This window comes from Streptomyces herbicida, from assembly GCF_032656585.1.
GTDB lineage: Bacteria > Actinomycetota > Actinomycetes > Streptomycetales > Streptomycetaceae > Streptomyces > Streptomyces herbicida.
Map to the genome: position 1 here is coordinate 122,225 of NZ_JAUYWJ010000021.1, position 15,287 is coordinate 137,511.

Here is a 15,287-nt window from a genome sequence, read left to right on the forward strand (position 1 = left end):
GTCCCGTGGCTCGGACGTGGGGCCGCTTCTGTCGGGGCGGCCCCGCGCCTGTGTCCGGAGCGCCTCAGCCGGCTCCCTGCGCGAGCAGCCGTACCAGCTCGATCCTTGACCGGATGCCCAACCGGGCGAAGACGCCGCGCAGATGGTGGTCGACCGTGCGGGGGCTGAGGGCGAGGCGGTCGGCGATCTCGCGGTTGGTGGCGCCCTCGGCGGCCATGCGGGCGACCATCAGCTGCTGGGCGGTGAGGAGGGCGGCCGGATCCCTGGCGGCGGGCGCCTGTACCGGGGTGCCCAGGACCCGCAGTTCGGCGCGGGCCTGTGCGGCGCAGTGCGGGGCGCCGAAGGACTCGAAGGCCTCCAGGGCGCTGGCCCGCGAACAGCAGTTCCGTGCGGGCGCGTTCGAAGTCGCGGGTGCCACGGGCGTGCAGGTCGAGGGCCGTGCGGTAGTGCTCCACGGCCGTGGCGCCGGGCGCGAGCAGGGCCCGGCAGCGGGCGCCGAACGCCGCGTCGTCGGGGCTGCGGACGGCGCTCGCCCAGCGCTGGTAGTCGGCGTGGGCGGCGCGCGCGACCCGGGTGTCCCCGGTGCGTGCGGCGGCCTCCACGTAGTGCGGGGTGGCCAGGTGCCGGATGGCACGGTGACCGTGACCGGGCCCGAATTGGGCGATTGCACGCAGCCGGGCCGCGGCGGCGGGGTACCGGCCGCTGCCGAGGTCCAGGAAGGCGAGCGCCCACTGGGCCAGCGCGGCGGGCAGGCCCAGGCCGCGGGCGAGGGCGTGCGAGCGGGCGGCCCGGCGCGCTCCCGGCAGGCGTCCTCGTCACCGGTGACCGCCGCGAACGTGGCGAGGGCGGCCCGCAGATGACAGGCCCCGTTGTCCTGCCCGGTGGCGTACGCCTGGCCCAGCGCGTCCTGTGCGGCGGCCTCGGCGGCGCGGGTCCGTCCGGTCCAGAAGTCGGCGTACGCGCGGAACTCCATCGCCTGTACGGCGGTGACGGGGGTGCCCCGCGCCCGGGCGGAGGCGGCGGCCCGGAGGGTGGCGGTCGCGGCGCGGGTGTGGTCGCCGAGCATCAGGGCGGCGATACCGGAGTGGATCAGCAAGGTGGGGTCGCCGCCGGGCCCGCACCGGCCCGCTGACGCTTTCAGTACGGCACGGGCGTCCTCGTAGCGGCCCTCGACGGCGGCACAGAGGCCGGCGAGGGCGCCGGGCGGTGCGACGCCCAGCCAGTGGGCGACGACGAACGCCTCCCGGCATCTCCTCAGGTCCCCGGTGTAGACGGCGGCTTCGATGGCCAGTGCGAGCACCATCAACGACCACGGCATATACGAACAGGTGCGCGACTTCATCGCATGAGCCCAACGGCGGGGGTGTGACGGGCCCGCACGGGGGACAATCCCCGTAGGCCCGACCTGGCCGTCCTGTCTGGGAGGTTGCCATGGGGATACGACCCGCGGACTCCGGCAAGCTGGCGCGGGATCCCGTCCACCACCCGCTGTTCGCCCGCTGCTACGCCCGCGTCAGTACACGGGCCGAGACCAGACTCGGCATGGCCCGGGTGCGTGACCGGCTGCTCGCCGGACTGTCCGGGCGTGTGATCGAGATCGGCGCGGGCAACGGACTGAACTTCGCGCACTACCCGGGCACGGTGTCGGAGGTGGTCGCGATCGAACCGGAGCGCCTGCTGCGGCAGTTGGCCCTGCAGGCCGCCCGGCGCTGCGAGGTGCCGGTGGACGTGGTGCCGGGTGCGGCGGAGGCGCTGCCGGTGAAGAGCGAGGCGTACGACGCGGCCGTGCTGTCCCTGGTGCTGTGCAGCGTCCGTGACGTGCCGCGTGCCCTCGGGGAGCTGCGGCGCGTGCTGCGGCCCGGCGGCGAGGTGCGGTTCTTCGAGCACGGCCGGGGCGGCGGCCGGGCGATGGCCTTCACCCAGCGCGCCCTGGACCGCACACTGTGGCCCGGGCTGAGCGGCGGCTGCCACCTGGCCCGCGAACCGGTCGCCGCACTGCGCGAGGCCGGGTTCGAACTCGGCCCCTACCGGCAGGTGCTGATGCCGGAGAAGGGGCCGAAGCTGCCCACGTCGTACTGCGTCCTGGGCTCGGCCCGGCGCCCCGCCCTCGGCGAGGGGGCCGCCGATCGCGAATCCGGCGCGGCGGAGAGCTGATCCGGCGACGGCGCAGAAAGCCGGTCCCGCGGCGCCCACTGTCCGCCCACGGGTGGAGGTTGCCCCTTACACCGGTATCAGGGACCCTTCCTGGGGCGGAGACCGCCTCGGCCACAGGGGGGATACCGGCTGTGCCCACCGTCACACTAGGCTCGGCCGCGGCAAGGGAGTGCTGAAGTCCAGGCGAGCGAGGAGGCGGCCTTGTCCACACCTGCTGCGGAGCACCCGCCGGGGCGGTCGGCCGACGGGATCGCCGCCCGCGCGCGCGGTCTGACGAAGGCGTACGGCTCGGGCGAGACCACGGTGCGCGCCCTCGACTCGGTGGACGTGGACATAGCCCGTGGCCGCTTCACCGCGGTCATGGGGCCCTCGGGCTCCGGGAAGTCCACCCTCATGCACTGTCTGGCGGGGCTCGACAGCGTCTCCGCCGGTCAGGTGTGGCTCGGCGACACCGAGATCACGGGTCTGAAGGAGCGGGAGCTGACCCGGCTGCGCCGGGACCGGATCGGCTTCATGTTCCAGTCGTTCAACCTCATTCCGACGCTGAACGCGGCCGAGAACATCACCCTGCCCATGGACATCGCGGGCAAGAAGCCCGACGAGAAGTGGCTGGACCAGGTCATCGACACCCTCGGGCTGCGCGACCGGCTGAGGCACCGGCCCACGCAGTTGTCCGGCGGGCAGCAGCAGCGGGTCGCCTGTGCGCGGGCGCTGGCCTCCCGGCCCGAGCTGATCTTCGCCGACGAGCCGACCGGCAACCTCGACTCGCGCGCCGGCCTCGAAGTCCTGGGGTTCCTTCGGGACGCCGTGGACGACCTCGGCCAGACCGTCGTCATGGTGACCCACGACCCGGGCGCGGCCGCCCACTCCGACCTGGTTCTCTTCCTCGCCGACGGGCGGATCGTGGACCGGATGGAGCAGCCGACGGCGGAGGCGGTGCTGGAGCGGATGAAGCGGTTCGACGTGGCGCGCGGCTCGTTCGACGGCGACAGCGCCGCCGAGGAGGACTGACCCCGTGCTGAAGGCAACCCTCAGAAGCTTCCTCGCCCACAAGGGACGGCTGCTGCTGTCCGCGCTGGCCGTCGTCCTGTCCGTGGCGTTCGTCGCGGGCAGCCTGATCTTCTCCGACACGGTCAGCCGCACCTTCGACCGGCTCTTCGCCTCCACCGCCGCCGATGTGACGGTGGGACCGAAGGAGGACCTCAAGTCGTCCGTGCCGACCGGCGCCGTGCAGACGGTCCCCGCGGCCCTCGCGGACCAGGTCGCAAAGGTGGACGGGGTCGCGACGACCCACGCGGACGTGTCCGTGCAGAACATCGTGGTGGTCGACAGCAGGAACAAGTCCGTCGGCCCGACCACGGGCGCCCCGACCATCGCCACCGACTGGTACGTCACCGACCGCAGTCCGGTGAAGCTGACCTCCGGCCACGCCCCGGGCGGCGCGGGAGAGGCGCTGCTCGACGCGGACACCGCCGACAAGAAGCACGTACGGATCGGCGACTCGCTGACCGTGCAGGCGCAACCGGGCACCTTCAAGGTGCGGGTCGTCGGCATCGCCACCTTCACCACCACCAACCCGGGCGCGGCGCTGGTCTTCCTCGACCCCGCGGTCGCCGCCCGCGAACTGCTCGGCTCCGCCGACCGGGCCACCGCCATCTCGGTGGACGCGGCGAAGGGCGTGACCGACGACGTGCTCAAGCAGCGCGTCGGACAGGCGGTCGGCACCGGCAGCTACGACCTGAAGACCGCCGACGAGCAGGCCAAGTCGGACGCCGCCGACCTCGGCGGATTCCTCGACGTGATCAAGTACGTGATGCTCGGCTTCGCCGGGATCGCGGTCCTGGTCGGCATCTTCCTGATCGTCAACACCTTCTCCATGCTGATCGCCCAGCGCACCCGCGAACTGGGCCTGCTGCGTGCCCTGGGCGCCGACCGGCGCCAGGTGCGGCGGTCCGTGCTGACCGAGGCGGTGCTGCTCGGCGTGGTCGGCTCCACGCTGGGTCTGGCCGCCGGGATCGGGCTCGCGTTCGGGCTGATCAAGCTGATGAGCGCGTTCGGCATGAATCTCAAGGCCACCGAGATGGTCGTCGGATGGCCGACCCCCGTCGCGGCGTACGTCGTCGGTGTCGGTGTCACCTTCGTCGCGGCGTATCTGCCCGCCCGTCGCGCGGCGACCGTGTCGCCGATGGCCGCGCTCGCGGACGCCGAGATCGCCGGTGTGGGACGGCCGTTGCGCACGCGGGCGATCGTCGGATCCGTCGTCGGGGCGGCCGGCGCAGCCGCGCTCGCCGGCTGCGCGGGCGCGAGCAGGACGAGTTCGGCGGCCTCGTTCCTCGGCCTCGGTGTCGTCCTGACGCTCATCGCGACCGTGATCGCCGGACCGCTGCTCGTCCGGCCGGTGATCCGCGTCCTCGGCGGGGCCTTCCCCGCGCTGTTCGGTTCGATCGGCCGGATGAGCCAGCGCAACGCCCTGCGCAACCCGCGCCGCACCGGCGCCACCGCGGCCGCCCTGATGGTCGGACTGGCCCTGGTCGGCGGGATGTCGGTGGCGAGCGCCTCCATGTCCAAGTCGTTCGACCAGCAGATCGACAAGACGCTCGGCGCCGACTTCGTCGTGCAGAACAGCAACTTCCTGCCGTTCACACAGGAGATCACCGACAAGGTGCGCGGCACGGAGGGTGTGGGCCTGGTCGTACGGCAGCGGTTCGCGCCAGTGGCGGTGCGGCTGCCGGACGGCAAGCGGATCGAGACGACCGCCGCCGGATACGACTCCCAGGTCGACGACGTCGCCCACGTCACCTATGCGAGCGGCAACACCGCGGCCGCGTTGGCGGACGGCAGCCTCGGCATGGACTCCGACTTCGCCAAGGACCACAAGGTGCGCCTCGGCAGTGTGATCCCGGTCGAGTTCCCGGGCGGCCGGACGACCGGGATGAAGGTCGGCGCCCTCACCGACCAGGCCGGCTCCGGCGGGTTCGGCATGCAGGGCGGGCTCTTCTTCGGCATCGGCACGGTCAAGAAGTACGTGCCCGGCGGCCAGGACGCGTCCCTGTACGTCAACAAGTCCCCCGGCACCTCCGCCGACCAGCTGCGCTCGCGCCTGGAGAAGACGCTCGCCGAGTATCCGCAGGTGCAGGTGCGCGACCAGGCCGACTACAAGAAGCTGGTCCACGACCAGATCGCGGTGCTGCTCTACCTGGTGTACGCGCTGCTCGGGCTGGCGATCGTCATCGCGGTACTGGGTGTCGTCAACACCCTCGCCCTGTCGGTCGTGGAACGCACGCGGGAGATCGGCCTGCTGCGCGCGATCGGGCTCGCCCGGCGGCAGCTGCGCCGGATGATCCGGCTGGAGTCGGTGGTGATCGCGGTGTTCGGCGCGGTCCTGGGGCTGGCGCTGGGGCTGGTGTGGGGCGTGTGCACCCAGCAGGTGCTGGCGCTGCAGGGCATGACGGCGCTCGCGATCCCCTGGGGCACGATCGTCGCGGTCGTCATCGGCTCCGCGGTCGTGGGCATCGTGGCGGCGCTGCTGCCGGCGTTGCGTGCCTCCCGCATGAATGTGCTGGCGGCCATCGCGCACGAGTGATGAAAGTGCCGGCCGCCATCGTCCATGACTGACGGAATCGCGGCGGAATCCCAAGTCGCGTGCCGTTGAGGAGAGTTCATGCCGCGTCCGTTCCGCTTCGGGGTCAACCTGCTCACTCCCGCGCCCACCGCGCAGTGGCGCGCGAAGTGCCGGCGCGCCGAGGAGCTCGGGTACGACGTGATCCTCGTCCCCGACCACCTCGGCATGCCCGCGCCATTCCCGGCGCTGGTGGCGGCCGCCGAGGCGACCGAGCGGCCGCGCCTGGGCACGTTCGTGCTCAACGCGGGCTTCTGGAACCCGGCTCTGCTGGCACGTGAGGTGGCGACGACCGACGCGCTGACCGGCGGCCGCCTGGAACTCGGGCTCGGCACCGGCTATGTCCGGGCGGAGCACGACACGGCGGGTCTGCCCTACGGCTCGCCGCGCGAGCGGGTGGACCATCTCCGGCGCACGGTCGAGGAACTGGACCGGCTGCTCGGTTCCGCGGACCACCGGCCCCGCCCGGCGCAGTCACGGGTCCCGCTGCTGGTCGGCGGCAACGGCGACCGCGTACTGCGGCTGGCCGCCGCGCACGCCGACATCGCCGGCTTCACGGGGGTCGGGCTGGTGCCGGGGAGCACGACGGGACGGCTGCGGCCCATGCCACCCGAGGAGCTGGACGAGCGCGTGGGCCGCTACCGGGAACTCGCGGCCGGACGCACGGAGCCCGCCGAGCTGAACCTGCTCCTCCAGACGGTGGCCCTCACCGACGACCCCGAGTCCGCGCTCAAGCCACTGCTGGAACGCCAGCCGCAGCTCACCGCCGAACAGGCGCTGGAGCTGCCCGTCGTGCTGGCCGGTCCGCCGGAGCGGGTCGTGGAGCAGGTGCGGGCGCGGCGCGAGCGGTACGGGTTCTCGTATCTGACCGTGCTGGAGCCGTACATGGAGGAGTTCGCGCCGGTGATCGCGGAGTTGCGCGGCGCATAGCCGTCCGCATGCCGGAATTCCGCGTCGGGTTCCGTGGCCCGTGGTGTGATCGCCCGCATGACGGAACTGCGCATACGGGCCGCCGGACCCGACGACCTCGACGCCGTGCTGGCCTTCTGGAAGTCGGCCGCGGAGGGTACGAGCATCAGCGACGACCGCGACGGCTTGGAGCGGCTCATCGGACGCGACCCCGAGGCACTCATCCTGGCGATGAGGGTCCCCACTCGTGGAGCGGAGTCGAGAGCCCGGGGGAGGGAAGGGGAGCTGGTCGGCACGGTGATCGCGGGCTTCGACGGCTGGCGCTGTCATCTGTACCGGCTCGCCGTGCATCCCGAGCGGCGGCGGCAGGGCATCGGCTCGGCGCTGCTGGCCGCCGCCGATGAACGGTTCGTACGGCTGGGCGGCCGGCGTGCGGACGCCATGGTGCTGGTCCGCAACGAGACGGCTCAGCACGCCTGGCGGGCGGCCGGTTACGCGCCGGAGGAGCAGTGGCGGCGCTGGGTGAAACCGCTGACCGACTGAGCGACTTTGCCCATCCTTTACTATTGAGGGAAACGGTTCCGGCCACTCGGCCCTCCGACGAAAGGTGTGAGCGTCCGCCCATGGGCGAGCCTCCCGGTCAACGACATCGCGCGCTCCCCCCTGCCCTGGCCGACGATGGGACGGAGGTGACCCGATGACCGAAGTGCTCCTCCTGCTCGTGGCGGTGCTGCTCTCGCTCGCCTGTGGCGCCTTCGTCGCGGCCGAGTTCTCGCTGACCACGGTCGAGCGCGGCGAGCTGGAGCGGGCCGCCGAGCGCGGCGAGCGCGGCGCGGCGGGCGCCCTCAAGGCCGTACGGAGTCTGACGTTCCAGCTGTCCGGCGCGCAGCTCGGCATCACCGTCACCAACCTGGTGGTCGGCATGCTCTCCGAACCGTCGATCGCCAGACTGATCGCGGGCCCGCTGGAGGCGCTCGGACTCTCCTCGACCACGGCGAGCTCGGTCGCGCTGGTGCTGGGCACGGCTCTGTCGACCGTGTTCCTGATGGTCGTCGGCGAGCTGGTGCCCAAGAACTGGGCGATCTCCTCGCCGCTGGCCGTGGCGAAAAGGGTGGGCAATCCGCAGCGCCTGTTCAGCGCCGCCTTCCGCCCCTTCATCACCCACCTCAACAGCACGGCCAACCACGTGGTGCGCCGTTTGGGCGTCGAGCCCGCCGAGGAGCTGGCCTCCGCGCGCGGACCCCAGGAGCTGGTGGCGCTGGCCCGGCACTCCGCCAAGGAGGGCGCCCTGGAGGCCGACACCGCCGAACTGTTCGTACGGACCCTGAACCTCGCCGACCTCAGCTCGGAGAACGTGATGACGCCGCGCGTCCAGGTCGTCGCCCTGGACGTCCAGGCCACCTGCGAGGACGTGGCGAACGCGACCCGGGCGACCGGACTGTCCCGGTTCCCCGTCTACCGCGGCAGCCTCGACTCGGTCGTCGGCATCGCCCACATCAAGGACGTCCTGGCCCTGCCCGCCGACGAGCGGCCGCACCGGCCCGTCTCCCAGGTGATGCGCGAGCCTTTGCTGGTCCCCGAGTCGCTCACCGTCGACCGGCTGCTCGACCGGCTTTCCGGCAAGCGCACGATGGCCGTCGTCATCGACGAGTACGGCGGTACGGCGGGCGTCGCGACCCTGGAGGACATCGTCGAGGAGGTCGTCGGCGAGGTGCGGGACGAGCACGACCCGCACGAGACCCCCGATCTCGCCCCCGCCGGGGCCGACGAGGAGGGCCGGACGCTGTACTCGGCGGACGGTGCCGCCCGCATGGACCAGCTCGCGCGCGTGGGTCTCCGCGCGCCCGAGGGGCCGTACGAGACGCTGGCCGGCCTCGTCGCGACGGCGCTGGGCCGCATACCGCGGACCGGTGATCGCGTCGAGGTCGCCGGATGGCGGCTGGACGTGGTGGACGCCTCGGGGCGCCGGGCGGCCCGGGTGCTGCTGCACGCGCCGCTCGACGACGAGCAGAGGGCGCAGGGGGAGGACGCGAAGTGACCGCCGTACAGTTGCTGATCGGTCTGCTGACGCTGATCGCCAACGCCTTCTTCGTCGGAGCCGAGTTCGCGCTGATCTCGGTACGCCGCAGCCAGATCGAGCCGCACGCCGAGCAGGGCGAACGGCGCGCGAAGGCCGTGCTGTGGGGCCTGGAGCATGTGTCGGCGCTGCTGGCGGCCGCCCAGCTCGGTATCACTCTGTGCACGCTGGTGCTGGGTGTGGTCGCCGAACCGGCGATCGCGCATCTGCTGGAGCCCGTGTTCCATGCGCTGGGCGTGCCCAAGGGCGCGGGTCACGTCGTGTCCTTCGTGATCGCGCTGACGCTGGCGACGTATCTGCACATGCTGCTCGGCGAGATGGTGCCGAAGAACATCGCGCTCGCCGAACCGGTGCGCAGCGCGCTGCTGCTCGGCCCGCCCCTGGTTGCCCTGTCCCGTGCGCTGCGTCCGGTGATCTTCACGGTCAACGCCTGCGCGAACGGGCTGCTGAAGCTGCTCGGGGTGGAGACCAAGGACGAGGTGACGGCGAGCTTCTCGGACGCGGAACTGGCCCAGATCGTCAGGGCCGCGGGCGAGGCGGGTCTGATCGACGACCGGGCGCGGGAGCGGCTGCACGACGCCCTGGAACTGGGCAGCCGGCCGGTGCAGGACGTGGTGGTCCCGCTGGAACGCGTCGTCTACGCGCGCGTGGGTGTCACACCGGAGCAGGTGGAGCGGCTCTCGGCGGAATCCGGCTTCTCCCGGTTCCCCGTGGTGGACGAGGGCCGCCGGATCGTGGGCTACCTGCACGTCAAGGACGCGCTGGACGCCTCACCGCGCGACGAGGCGTTCCGGCTGCGGGACATGCGGCCGATCGCGCGTGTGCGGGAGAACACCCCGCTGGACGACGTGCTCACGGCGATGCGGGGCAGCCGTACGCACCTGGCGGGCGTGATCGGCTCGGACGGACGGCTCGCGGGGCTGGTGACGATGGAGGACGTGCTGCGGGAGCTCTTCGGGCAGCACGCCTGACCGGCCCACGCGGGCGGTCCGGGGCCGACCGACCGATGGGTATGGAGCCGGGATACCATCGCTGTCGCCATGCAGACGAATCCCACGCACCCCACGCACACCAGCCTGGTCGCGGTCGGCGACTCCTTCACCGAGGGCATGTCGGACCTGCTGCCGGACGGCTCCTACCGAGGCTGGGCCGACCTCCTCGCGACGCGAATGGCCGCCCGCAGCCCCGGCTTCCGGTACGCCAACCTGGCGGTGCGGGGCAAGCTGATCGGGCAGATCGTCGACGAGCAGGTCGACGTGGCGGCGGCGATGAACCCCGATGTGATCACGCTGGTCGGCGGGCTCAACGACACGCTGCGGCCCAAGTGCGACATGGAACGGGTACGGGGCCTGCTGACGGAGGCCGTGGAGCGTCTGGCGCCCGCCTGCGGGCAACTGGTGCTGATGCGCAGCCCCGGCCGCCAGGGCCCGGTCCTGGAGCGGTTCCGGCCGCGCATGGAAGAGCTGTTCGCCTGCGTCGACGAGCTGGCGCAGCGGCACGGCGCTCTGGTGGTGGACCTCTACGGGGCGCCCTCGCTGGCCGACCCCCGGATGTGGGACGTGGACCGGCTGCATCTGACGGCCGAGGGGCACCGGCGGGTCGCCGAGGCGGTCTGGCAGACGCTCGGCTACGCACCCGAGGACACCGAGTGGCACACGCCGATGGAAGCCACTCTGCCGCCGGGCTGGGTCACCCGGCGGGTCGCGGACGCGCGGTTCGCCAAGCGGCACCTGCTGCCGTGGATCGGCCGCCGCCTGACCGGCCGCTCGTCCGGGGACGGCCGCCCGGCGAAGCGGCCGGAGCTGCTGCCCTACGAGGGTCCGGCGGCGTAGCGGCCGTGACCACACGGGTGATCAACGTCCGGGGCCGGATCCACGAGTTCGGCCCCCGGCTGGAGTACGCCCCCGAGGACGTGGTCTACGTCGGCCGGCGCTGGACGATGGGCGGCTGGGACCTGCCCCGGCACCCGCTGTACAACCCCTTCGCCTACGACACCCCGAAGAAGAAGCGGGACGGCACCCGGGCCGAGGTCATGGCGATGTACCGGGCGTATCTGCTGGAGCGGCCCGAGCTGCTGGACCTGGTGCCGGAGCTGCGCGGGAAGACGCTGGCCTGCTGGTGCGCACCCGAGCCGTGCCATGCGGACGTGCTGGCGGAACTGGCCGACACGGACGCCCTGTCCTAGGTCCTGTCGCCGGGCAGGCGGGGATTTGACGACAGGGCCCAGGCCTCGGGGACGACGTGCCCTGGGCCTCATCGGCCCCTTGTAGGTTCCGCCGAACGGCCCCGTGGCGCTGGCCTGCACGAATCGCCAGTAGAATCCGTACACGTGACTCCAGCGCCCGCCAAGCCCCGCATCCCGAACGTCCTCGCCGGACGTTACGCCTCCGCCGAGCTCGCCACGCTCTGGTCCCCCGAGCAGAAGGTGAAGCTGGAGCGGCAGCTCTGGCTCGCCGTGCTGCGGGCCCAGAAGGACCTCGGCATCGAGGTGCCGGACGAGGCGATCGCCGACTACGAGCGCGTCCTCGACACCGTCGACCTGGCCTCGATCGCCGAGCGCGAGAAGGTCACCCGGCACGACGTGAAGGCCCGTATCGAGGAGTTCAACGACCTCGCCGGGCACGAGCACGTGCACAAGGGCATGACGTCCCGCGACCTGACGGAGAACGTCGAGCAGCTGCAGATCCGGCTCTCGCTGGAGCTGATGCGCGACCGTACGGTGGCCGTCCTGGCGCGGCTGGGCAAGCTGGCCGGCGAGTACGCCGAGCTGGTCATGGCCGGCCGGTCCCACAACGTCGCCGCCCAGGCCACGACCCTCGGCAAGCGCTTCGCGACCACGGCCGACGAGCTGCTCGTCGCCCACGGCCGGGTCGAGGAACTCCTGTCCCGCTACCCGCTGCGCGGCATCAAGGGCCCGGTCGGTACGGCGCAGGACATGCTGGACCTGCTGGGCGGTGACGCGACGAAGCTCGCCGAGCTGGAGGACCGGATCGCGGCGCACCTCGGCTTCTCGCGGGCGTTCACCTCGGTCGGGCAGGTCTACCCGCGCTCCCTGGACTACGACGTCGTCACCGCTCTGGTGCAGCTGGCGGCCGCGCCGTCCTCGCTGGCCAAGACGATCCGGCTGATGGCCGGGCACGAGCTGGTGACCGAGGGCTTCAAGCCCGGCCAGGTCGGCTCGTCCGCGATGCCGCACAAGATGAACACCCGCTCCTGCGAGCGCGTCAACGGCCTCATGGTCATCCTGCGCGGCTACGCCTCGATGACCGGCGAGCTGGCGGGCGACCAGTGGAACGAGGGCGACGTGTCCTGCTCGGTGGTGCGCCGAGTCGCGCTGCCGGACGCGTTCTTCGCGCTCGACGGTCTGCTGGAGACCTTCCTGACCGTGCTCGACGAGTTCGGTGCCTTCCCGGCGGTCGTCGCCCGTGAGCTCGACCGCTACCTGCCGTTCCTCGCCACGACCAAGGTGCTGATGGGCGCGGTGCGCGCGGGCGTCGGCCGCGAGGTCGCGCACGAGGCGATCAAGGAGAACGCGGTCGCCACCGCGCTGGCGATGCGCGAGCAGGGCGCCGAGCGCAACGACCTGCTCGACAAGCTGGCCGCCGACGAGCGCCTCCCGCTCGACCGCGCGCAGCTCGCCGAGCTGATGGCCGACAAGCTGTCCTTCACCGGCGCCGCCGCCGACCAGGTGGGTGTCGTCGTCGGCCGCATCCAGGAGATCGTCAAGCAGCACCCGGAGGCCGCCGGGTACACCCCGGGAGCGATCCTCTGACCCGCTTCACCCAGGCGGAACTGGAGGCCGCCCGCGACCGTCTCGTCCCTGACGTGGTCGCGGCCGGTCTCCGGGTGCTGTTCTGCGGGATCAATCCCGGATTGATGACGGCGGCGACGGGACACCACTTCGCCCGTCCCGGAAACCGGTTCTGGCCGGTCCTGCACCTGTCCGGGTTCACCCCGAGGCTGGTGAAGCCCGCGGAGCAGCGGGAGTTGCTGTCGTACGGTCTCGGCATCACCAACGTCGTGGCGCGGGCGACCGCCCGGGCCGACGAGCTGACGGCGGAGGAGTACGCGGAGGGCGGGCGACTGCTGTCGGCGAAGGTGACGCGACTGCGGCCGACGTGGCTGGCCGTGGTCGGGGTGACCGCCTACCGGGCCGCCTTCGGGGACCGCGGGGCCCAGGTGGGGCCTCAGGAGCGGACGATCGGGGACACGCGTGTGTGGGTGCTGCCCAATCCCAGCGGGCTGAACGCCCATTGGACGGCGGCGACGATGGCGGAGGAGTTCGGGCGGTTGCGGGAGGCCGCGCGGACCTGACGGGTCAGGGCGGGTCGGTCTCGGTGACCACCGCCAGCAGCTGGAAGGGCAGTTCGGTGTCCCACTGGGACACGCCCAGCGCGACCCAGCGGCCGGACTCCGTCCGCCACGCATGCACATCGGGGACGTGCGAGGCGAGAGTGTCCCAAGGCTCCGCCGGCTCCTCCCCCTCAAGGCCGCGCCGGAACACGCTGTCCAGGCTGAACACGTCCGCCGGTCCCCACCGCTCGGCGAGCCGCTCCGCCAACGCGTCCCGGTCGGCCTCGTACTGCGCCTCCGTCTCCTCCCGCTCGGTGCCGTCGTCCTCGTAGAAGTCGCCGCTGGTCTGTAACTCGGCTATCAGGTACCCCGGCCCGCCCGTGCCCACATCGGTCCTGCCGTCCGCCGCGGGGAACTCCCGGGCGCACAGCCGCTCGATCACAGCAAGGCAGTTCACGATGTCCATGTGATCCAGTAAAGCGGGCCCCACTGACAATTGGCGGGCTGTCAGGCGTCCCTGCGCTGGATGCTCCAGGCTCCCGCGCACAGGGCGGCCGCCGTCCACAGCGCGGTCACCGCGAGGCCGGTCCAGGGGCCGAGGGAGCCGTCCCACGTGCTGTGCAGGGCCACTTGGCCGGCCCGGTCCGGCAGGTAGTCGGCGACACCCGCGGACAGGTCGCCGATGACGAAGGACACGATCAGCAGGAACGGGATCAGAATGGAGAGGGTGGCGACGCCGCTGCGCAGTACGGCCGCGAGTCCGGCGGCGAACAGCGCCATCAGCGTGAGGTGCAGGCCACAACCGAGCACGCCGCGCATTCCCTCGGTCCAGGTCGGCCCGGAAGCGCCGAGGACGGCCTTGCCCACCAGCAGGGTCACCACCCCGGTGACGAGCCCGACGGCGAGGACGGGCAGTGCGATCGCCGTGGCCTTCGCGGCGAACCAGCGCCGCCGGTCGGGCACGGCCGACAGGGTCAGCCGCAGCGCGCCGCCCCGGAATTCCGAGGACAGGGCCGTCGTACCGAAGGCGATCGCGGCGATCTGCCCGAAACTGATGCCGAAGAAGACCGAGAACAGCGGGTCCACGTCGTCGGTGCCCGCGTCCGCGGAGGAGGAGGCCAGCGCGGAGAACGCAGCGGTGGCGACGAGGATCGCCGCCAGGCTGCCGACGAGCGAGCGCAGCGTCCGGATCTTGATCCACTCCGCGTGCAGAACGGGTGCGAAGGGCATGGTCAGGCCTCCTGGGGCTGGGTGGTGAACTCGGCCTCGGTCGCGGTCAGATCGAAGTAGGCCTGCTCCAAGGTGGCCTCCCGGGCGGCCAGTTCCAGTACGGGCACGCCCGCCTCGGACATGAGGCGGCCGAGGTCGTCCACGCGCGCGTGCCGTACGGTCCACGTCCCGTCCTCGCCCCGGGAGGTGTCGTGACCGTGCCGGGTGAGCAGGTCACCGAGCGCGGCATCGTCGCTGGTGCGGATCCTGACCTCGGGTCGTACGCGTGCGTGGATGAAGTCCTGGACGGGAGTGTCGGCGAGGAGGCGGCCGCGACCGAGGATCACGAGGTGGTCGGCGAAGGCGGCGGTCTCGTGCATCAGGTGGCTGGAGACCAGGACGGTCCTGCCGTCCGCCGCCAGTGCGCGCAGCAGGGTGCGGATCCAGACGATGCCTTCGGGGTCGAGGCCGTTGGCGGGCTCGTCCAGCAGGATCACCTCGGGGTCGCCGAGCAGGGCGGCGGCGATGCCGAGCCGCTGGCGCATACCGAGCGAGTACGTCTTCACCCGGCGCCGGGCCACGGCGGCGAGTCCGGTCTGTTCCAGCACGGCGTCGATCCTGCGGTCCGGGATGCGGTTGCCGGCCGCGAGGGCGCGCAGATGGTCGCGTGCCGTGCGGGAGCCGTGCGCGGCCCGCGCGTCGAGCAGGGCGCCCACCGTGCGCAGTGGCTCGCGGAGTTCACCGTAGGCGTGGCCGCCGATCGTGGCGGTGCCGGAGGTCGGCCGGTCCAGGCCGAGGACGAGCCGCATGGTGGTCGATTTCCCGGCGCCGTTGGGGCCGAGAAAGCCCGTGACGCGACCGGGGCGGACGCTGAAGGTGAGCTGGTCCACGGCCCGTCGGCTGCGGTACTCCTTGGTGAGGTCTCGTACGTCGATGCTGGTCATGGCAACACCCTGACGCCTCACGGGCGTTGGTTCCTCCCTCGCCGGTGGAGATCGTCTCCCCCGCCCGGGGGAGGCCTGTTGT

The 15,287-nt window shown here is 72.3% G+C and carries 14 protein-coding genes and 1 pseudogene; 11 read left to right on the top strand and 4 right to left on the bottom strand.

Features of this window, described 5'->3' with window-relative positions; translation table 11 throughout:
• Positions 1-64: 64 nt before the first annotated feature.
• Positions 65-1,300, bottom strand: a pseudogene (locus Q8A52_RS35835) (helix-turn-helix transcriptional regulator); the annotation flags it as partial.
• 131 nt (positions 1,301-1,431) lie between these two features.
• Between Q8A52_RS35835 and Q8A52_RS35840 the strand changes: the two are divergent.
• The 11 genes from Q8A52_RS35840 (at position 1,432) to mug (ending at position 13,073) form a co-directional block, all read left to right on the top strand.
• Positions 1,432-2,154 carry a class I SAM-dependent methyltransferase gene (locus tag Q8A52_RS35840; protein ID WP_316759216.1) on the top strand — a complete coding sequence of 241 codons (723 nt, stop codon included), beginning with the start codon at positions 1,432-1,434 and terminating at the stop codon, positions 2,152-2,154.
• Positions 2,155-2,355: 201 nt separating this feature from the next.
• Positions 2,356-3,165, top strand: a complete 810-nt coding sequence (locus tag Q8A52_RS35845; RefSeq protein ID WP_316759217.1) for an ABC transporter ATP-binding protein — start codon at positions 2,356-2,358, stop codon at positions 3,163-3,165.
• Between the two features lie 4 nt (positions 3,166-3,169).
• The gene (locus Q8A52_RS35850; protein ID WP_316759220.1) at positions 3,170-5,737 is read left to right on the top strand and encodes an ABC transporter permease; all 2,568 of its coding nucleotides are present in this window, start codon (positions 3,170-3,172) and stop codon (positions 5,735-5,737) included.
• Between the two features lie 78 nt (positions 5,738-5,815).
• On the top strand, positions 5,816-6,703 hold the full coding sequence (locus Q8A52_RS35855; RefSeq protein WP_316759222.1) for an LLM class F420-dependent oxidoreductase: 888 nt from the start codon (positions 5,816-5,818) through the stop codon (positions 6,701-6,703).
• Positions 6,704-6,760: 57 nt separating this feature from the next.
• Complete coding sequence (locus Q8A52_RS35860) at positions 6,761-7,225, top strand: GNAT family N-acetyltransferase (protein WP_316759225.1); 465 nt, start codon at positions 6,761-6,763, stop codon at positions 7,223-7,225.
• Positions 7,226-7,379: 154 nt separating this feature from the next.
• Positions 7,380-8,720 (top strand): hemolysin family protein, encoded by a 1,341-nt coding sequence (locus tag Q8A52_RS35865; protein WP_316759228.1) that lies wholly within the window; start codon positions 7,380-7,382, stop codon positions 8,718-8,720.
• Positions 8,717-9,730, top strand: coding sequence for a hemolysin family protein (locus tag Q8A52_RS35870; protein ID WP_316759231.1), 1,014 nt, complete (start codon positions 8,717-8,719; stop codon positions 9,728-9,730). Before Q8A52_RS35865 ends, Q8A52_RS35870 begins: the two co-directional genes overlap by 4 nt.
• Positions 9,731-9,799: 69 nt before the next feature.
• Positions 9,800-10,591, top strand: a complete 792-nt coding sequence (locus Q8A52_RS35875; protein WP_316759233.1) for an SGNH/GDSL hydrolase family protein — start codon at positions 9,800-9,802, stop codon at positions 10,589-10,591.
• Positions 10,592-10,596: 5 nt separating this feature from the next.
• Positions 10,597-10,944, top strand: coding sequence for a DUF4326 domain-containing protein (locus Q8A52_RS35880; RefSeq protein WP_316759235.1), 348 nt, complete (start codon positions 10,597-10,599; stop codon positions 10,942-10,944).
• A gap of 144 nt (positions 10,945-11,088) precedes the next feature.
• Positions 11,089-12,531, top strand: coding sequence for an adenylosuccinate lyase (purB, locus tag Q8A52_RS35885; protein ID WP_316759238.1), 1,443 nt, complete (start codon positions 11,089-11,091; stop codon positions 12,529-12,531).
• Entirely contained in the window at positions 12,528-13,073 is a 546-nt protein-coding gene (mug, locus tag Q8A52_RS35890) for a G/U mismatch-specific DNA glycosylase (protein WP_316759356.1), read from the top strand. The genes purB and mug overlap by 4 nt, the downstream gene beginning before the upstream one ends.
• Before the next feature lie 4 nt (positions 13,074-13,077).
• On the opposite strand, the gene Q8A52_RS35895 is transcribed toward mug, so the two are convergent.
• Genes Q8A52_RS35895 through Q8A52_RS35905 form a run of 3 tightly spaced genes read right to left on the bottom strand, consistent with a single transcriptional unit; the run spans position 13,078 to position 15,205 of the window.
• Complete coding sequence (locus Q8A52_RS35895; protein ID WP_316759240.1) at positions 13,078-13,518, bottom strand: hypothetical protein; 441 nt, start codon at positions 13,516-13,518, stop codon at positions 13,078-13,080.
• Between the two features lie 41 nt (positions 13,519-13,559).
• Positions 13,560-14,282: an ABC transporter permease subunit gene (locus Q8A52_RS35900; protein WP_316759241.1), complete on the bottom strand. Its 723-nt coding sequence runs from the start codon at positions 14,280-14,282 to the stop codon at positions 13,560-13,562.
• 2 nt (positions 14,283-14,284) lie between these two features.
• Positions 14,285-15,205: an ATP-binding cassette domain-containing protein gene (locus tag Q8A52_RS35905; protein WP_316759243.1), complete on the bottom strand. Its 921-nt coding sequence runs from the start codon at positions 15,203-15,205 to the stop codon at positions 14,285-14,287.
• Positions 15,206-15,287: the final 82 nt, after the last annotated feature.

Bases quoted from the DNA above. Each gene is read 5' to 3' on its own strand.
- Q8A52_RS35840 (WP_316759216.1), top strand. From the start codon at position 1,432: ATGGGGATACGACCCGCGGACTCCGGCAAGCTGGCGCGGGATCCCGTC.
- Q8A52_RS35875 (WP_316759233.1), top strand. From the start codon at position 9,800: ATGCAGACGAATCCCACGCACCCCACGCACACCAGCCTGGTCGCGGTC.
- Q8A52_RS35865 (WP_316759228.1), top strand. From the start codon at position 7,380: ATGACCGAAGTGCTCCTCCTGCTCGTGGCGGTGCTGCTCTCGCTCGCC.
- Q8A52_RS35900 (WP_316759241.1), bottom strand. From the start codon at position 14,282: ATGCCCTTCGCACCCGTTCTGCACGCGGAGTGGATCAAGATCCGGACG.
- Q8A52_RS35905 (WP_316759243.1), bottom strand. From the start codon at position 15,205: ATGACCAGCATCGACGTACGAGACCTCACCAAGGAGTACCGCAGCCGA.
- Q8A52_RS35860 (WP_316759225.1), top strand. From the start codon at position 6,761: ATGACGGAACTGCGCATACGGGCCGCCGGACCCGACGACCTCGACGCC.
- Q8A52_RS35895 (WP_316759240.1), bottom strand. From the start codon at position 13,518: ATGGACATCGTGAACTGCCTTGCTGTGATCGAGCGGCTGTGCGCCCGG.
- Q8A52_RS35855 (WP_316759222.1), top strand. From the start codon at position 5,816: ATGCCGCGTCCGTTCCGCTTCGGGGTCAACCTGCTCACTCCCGCGCCC.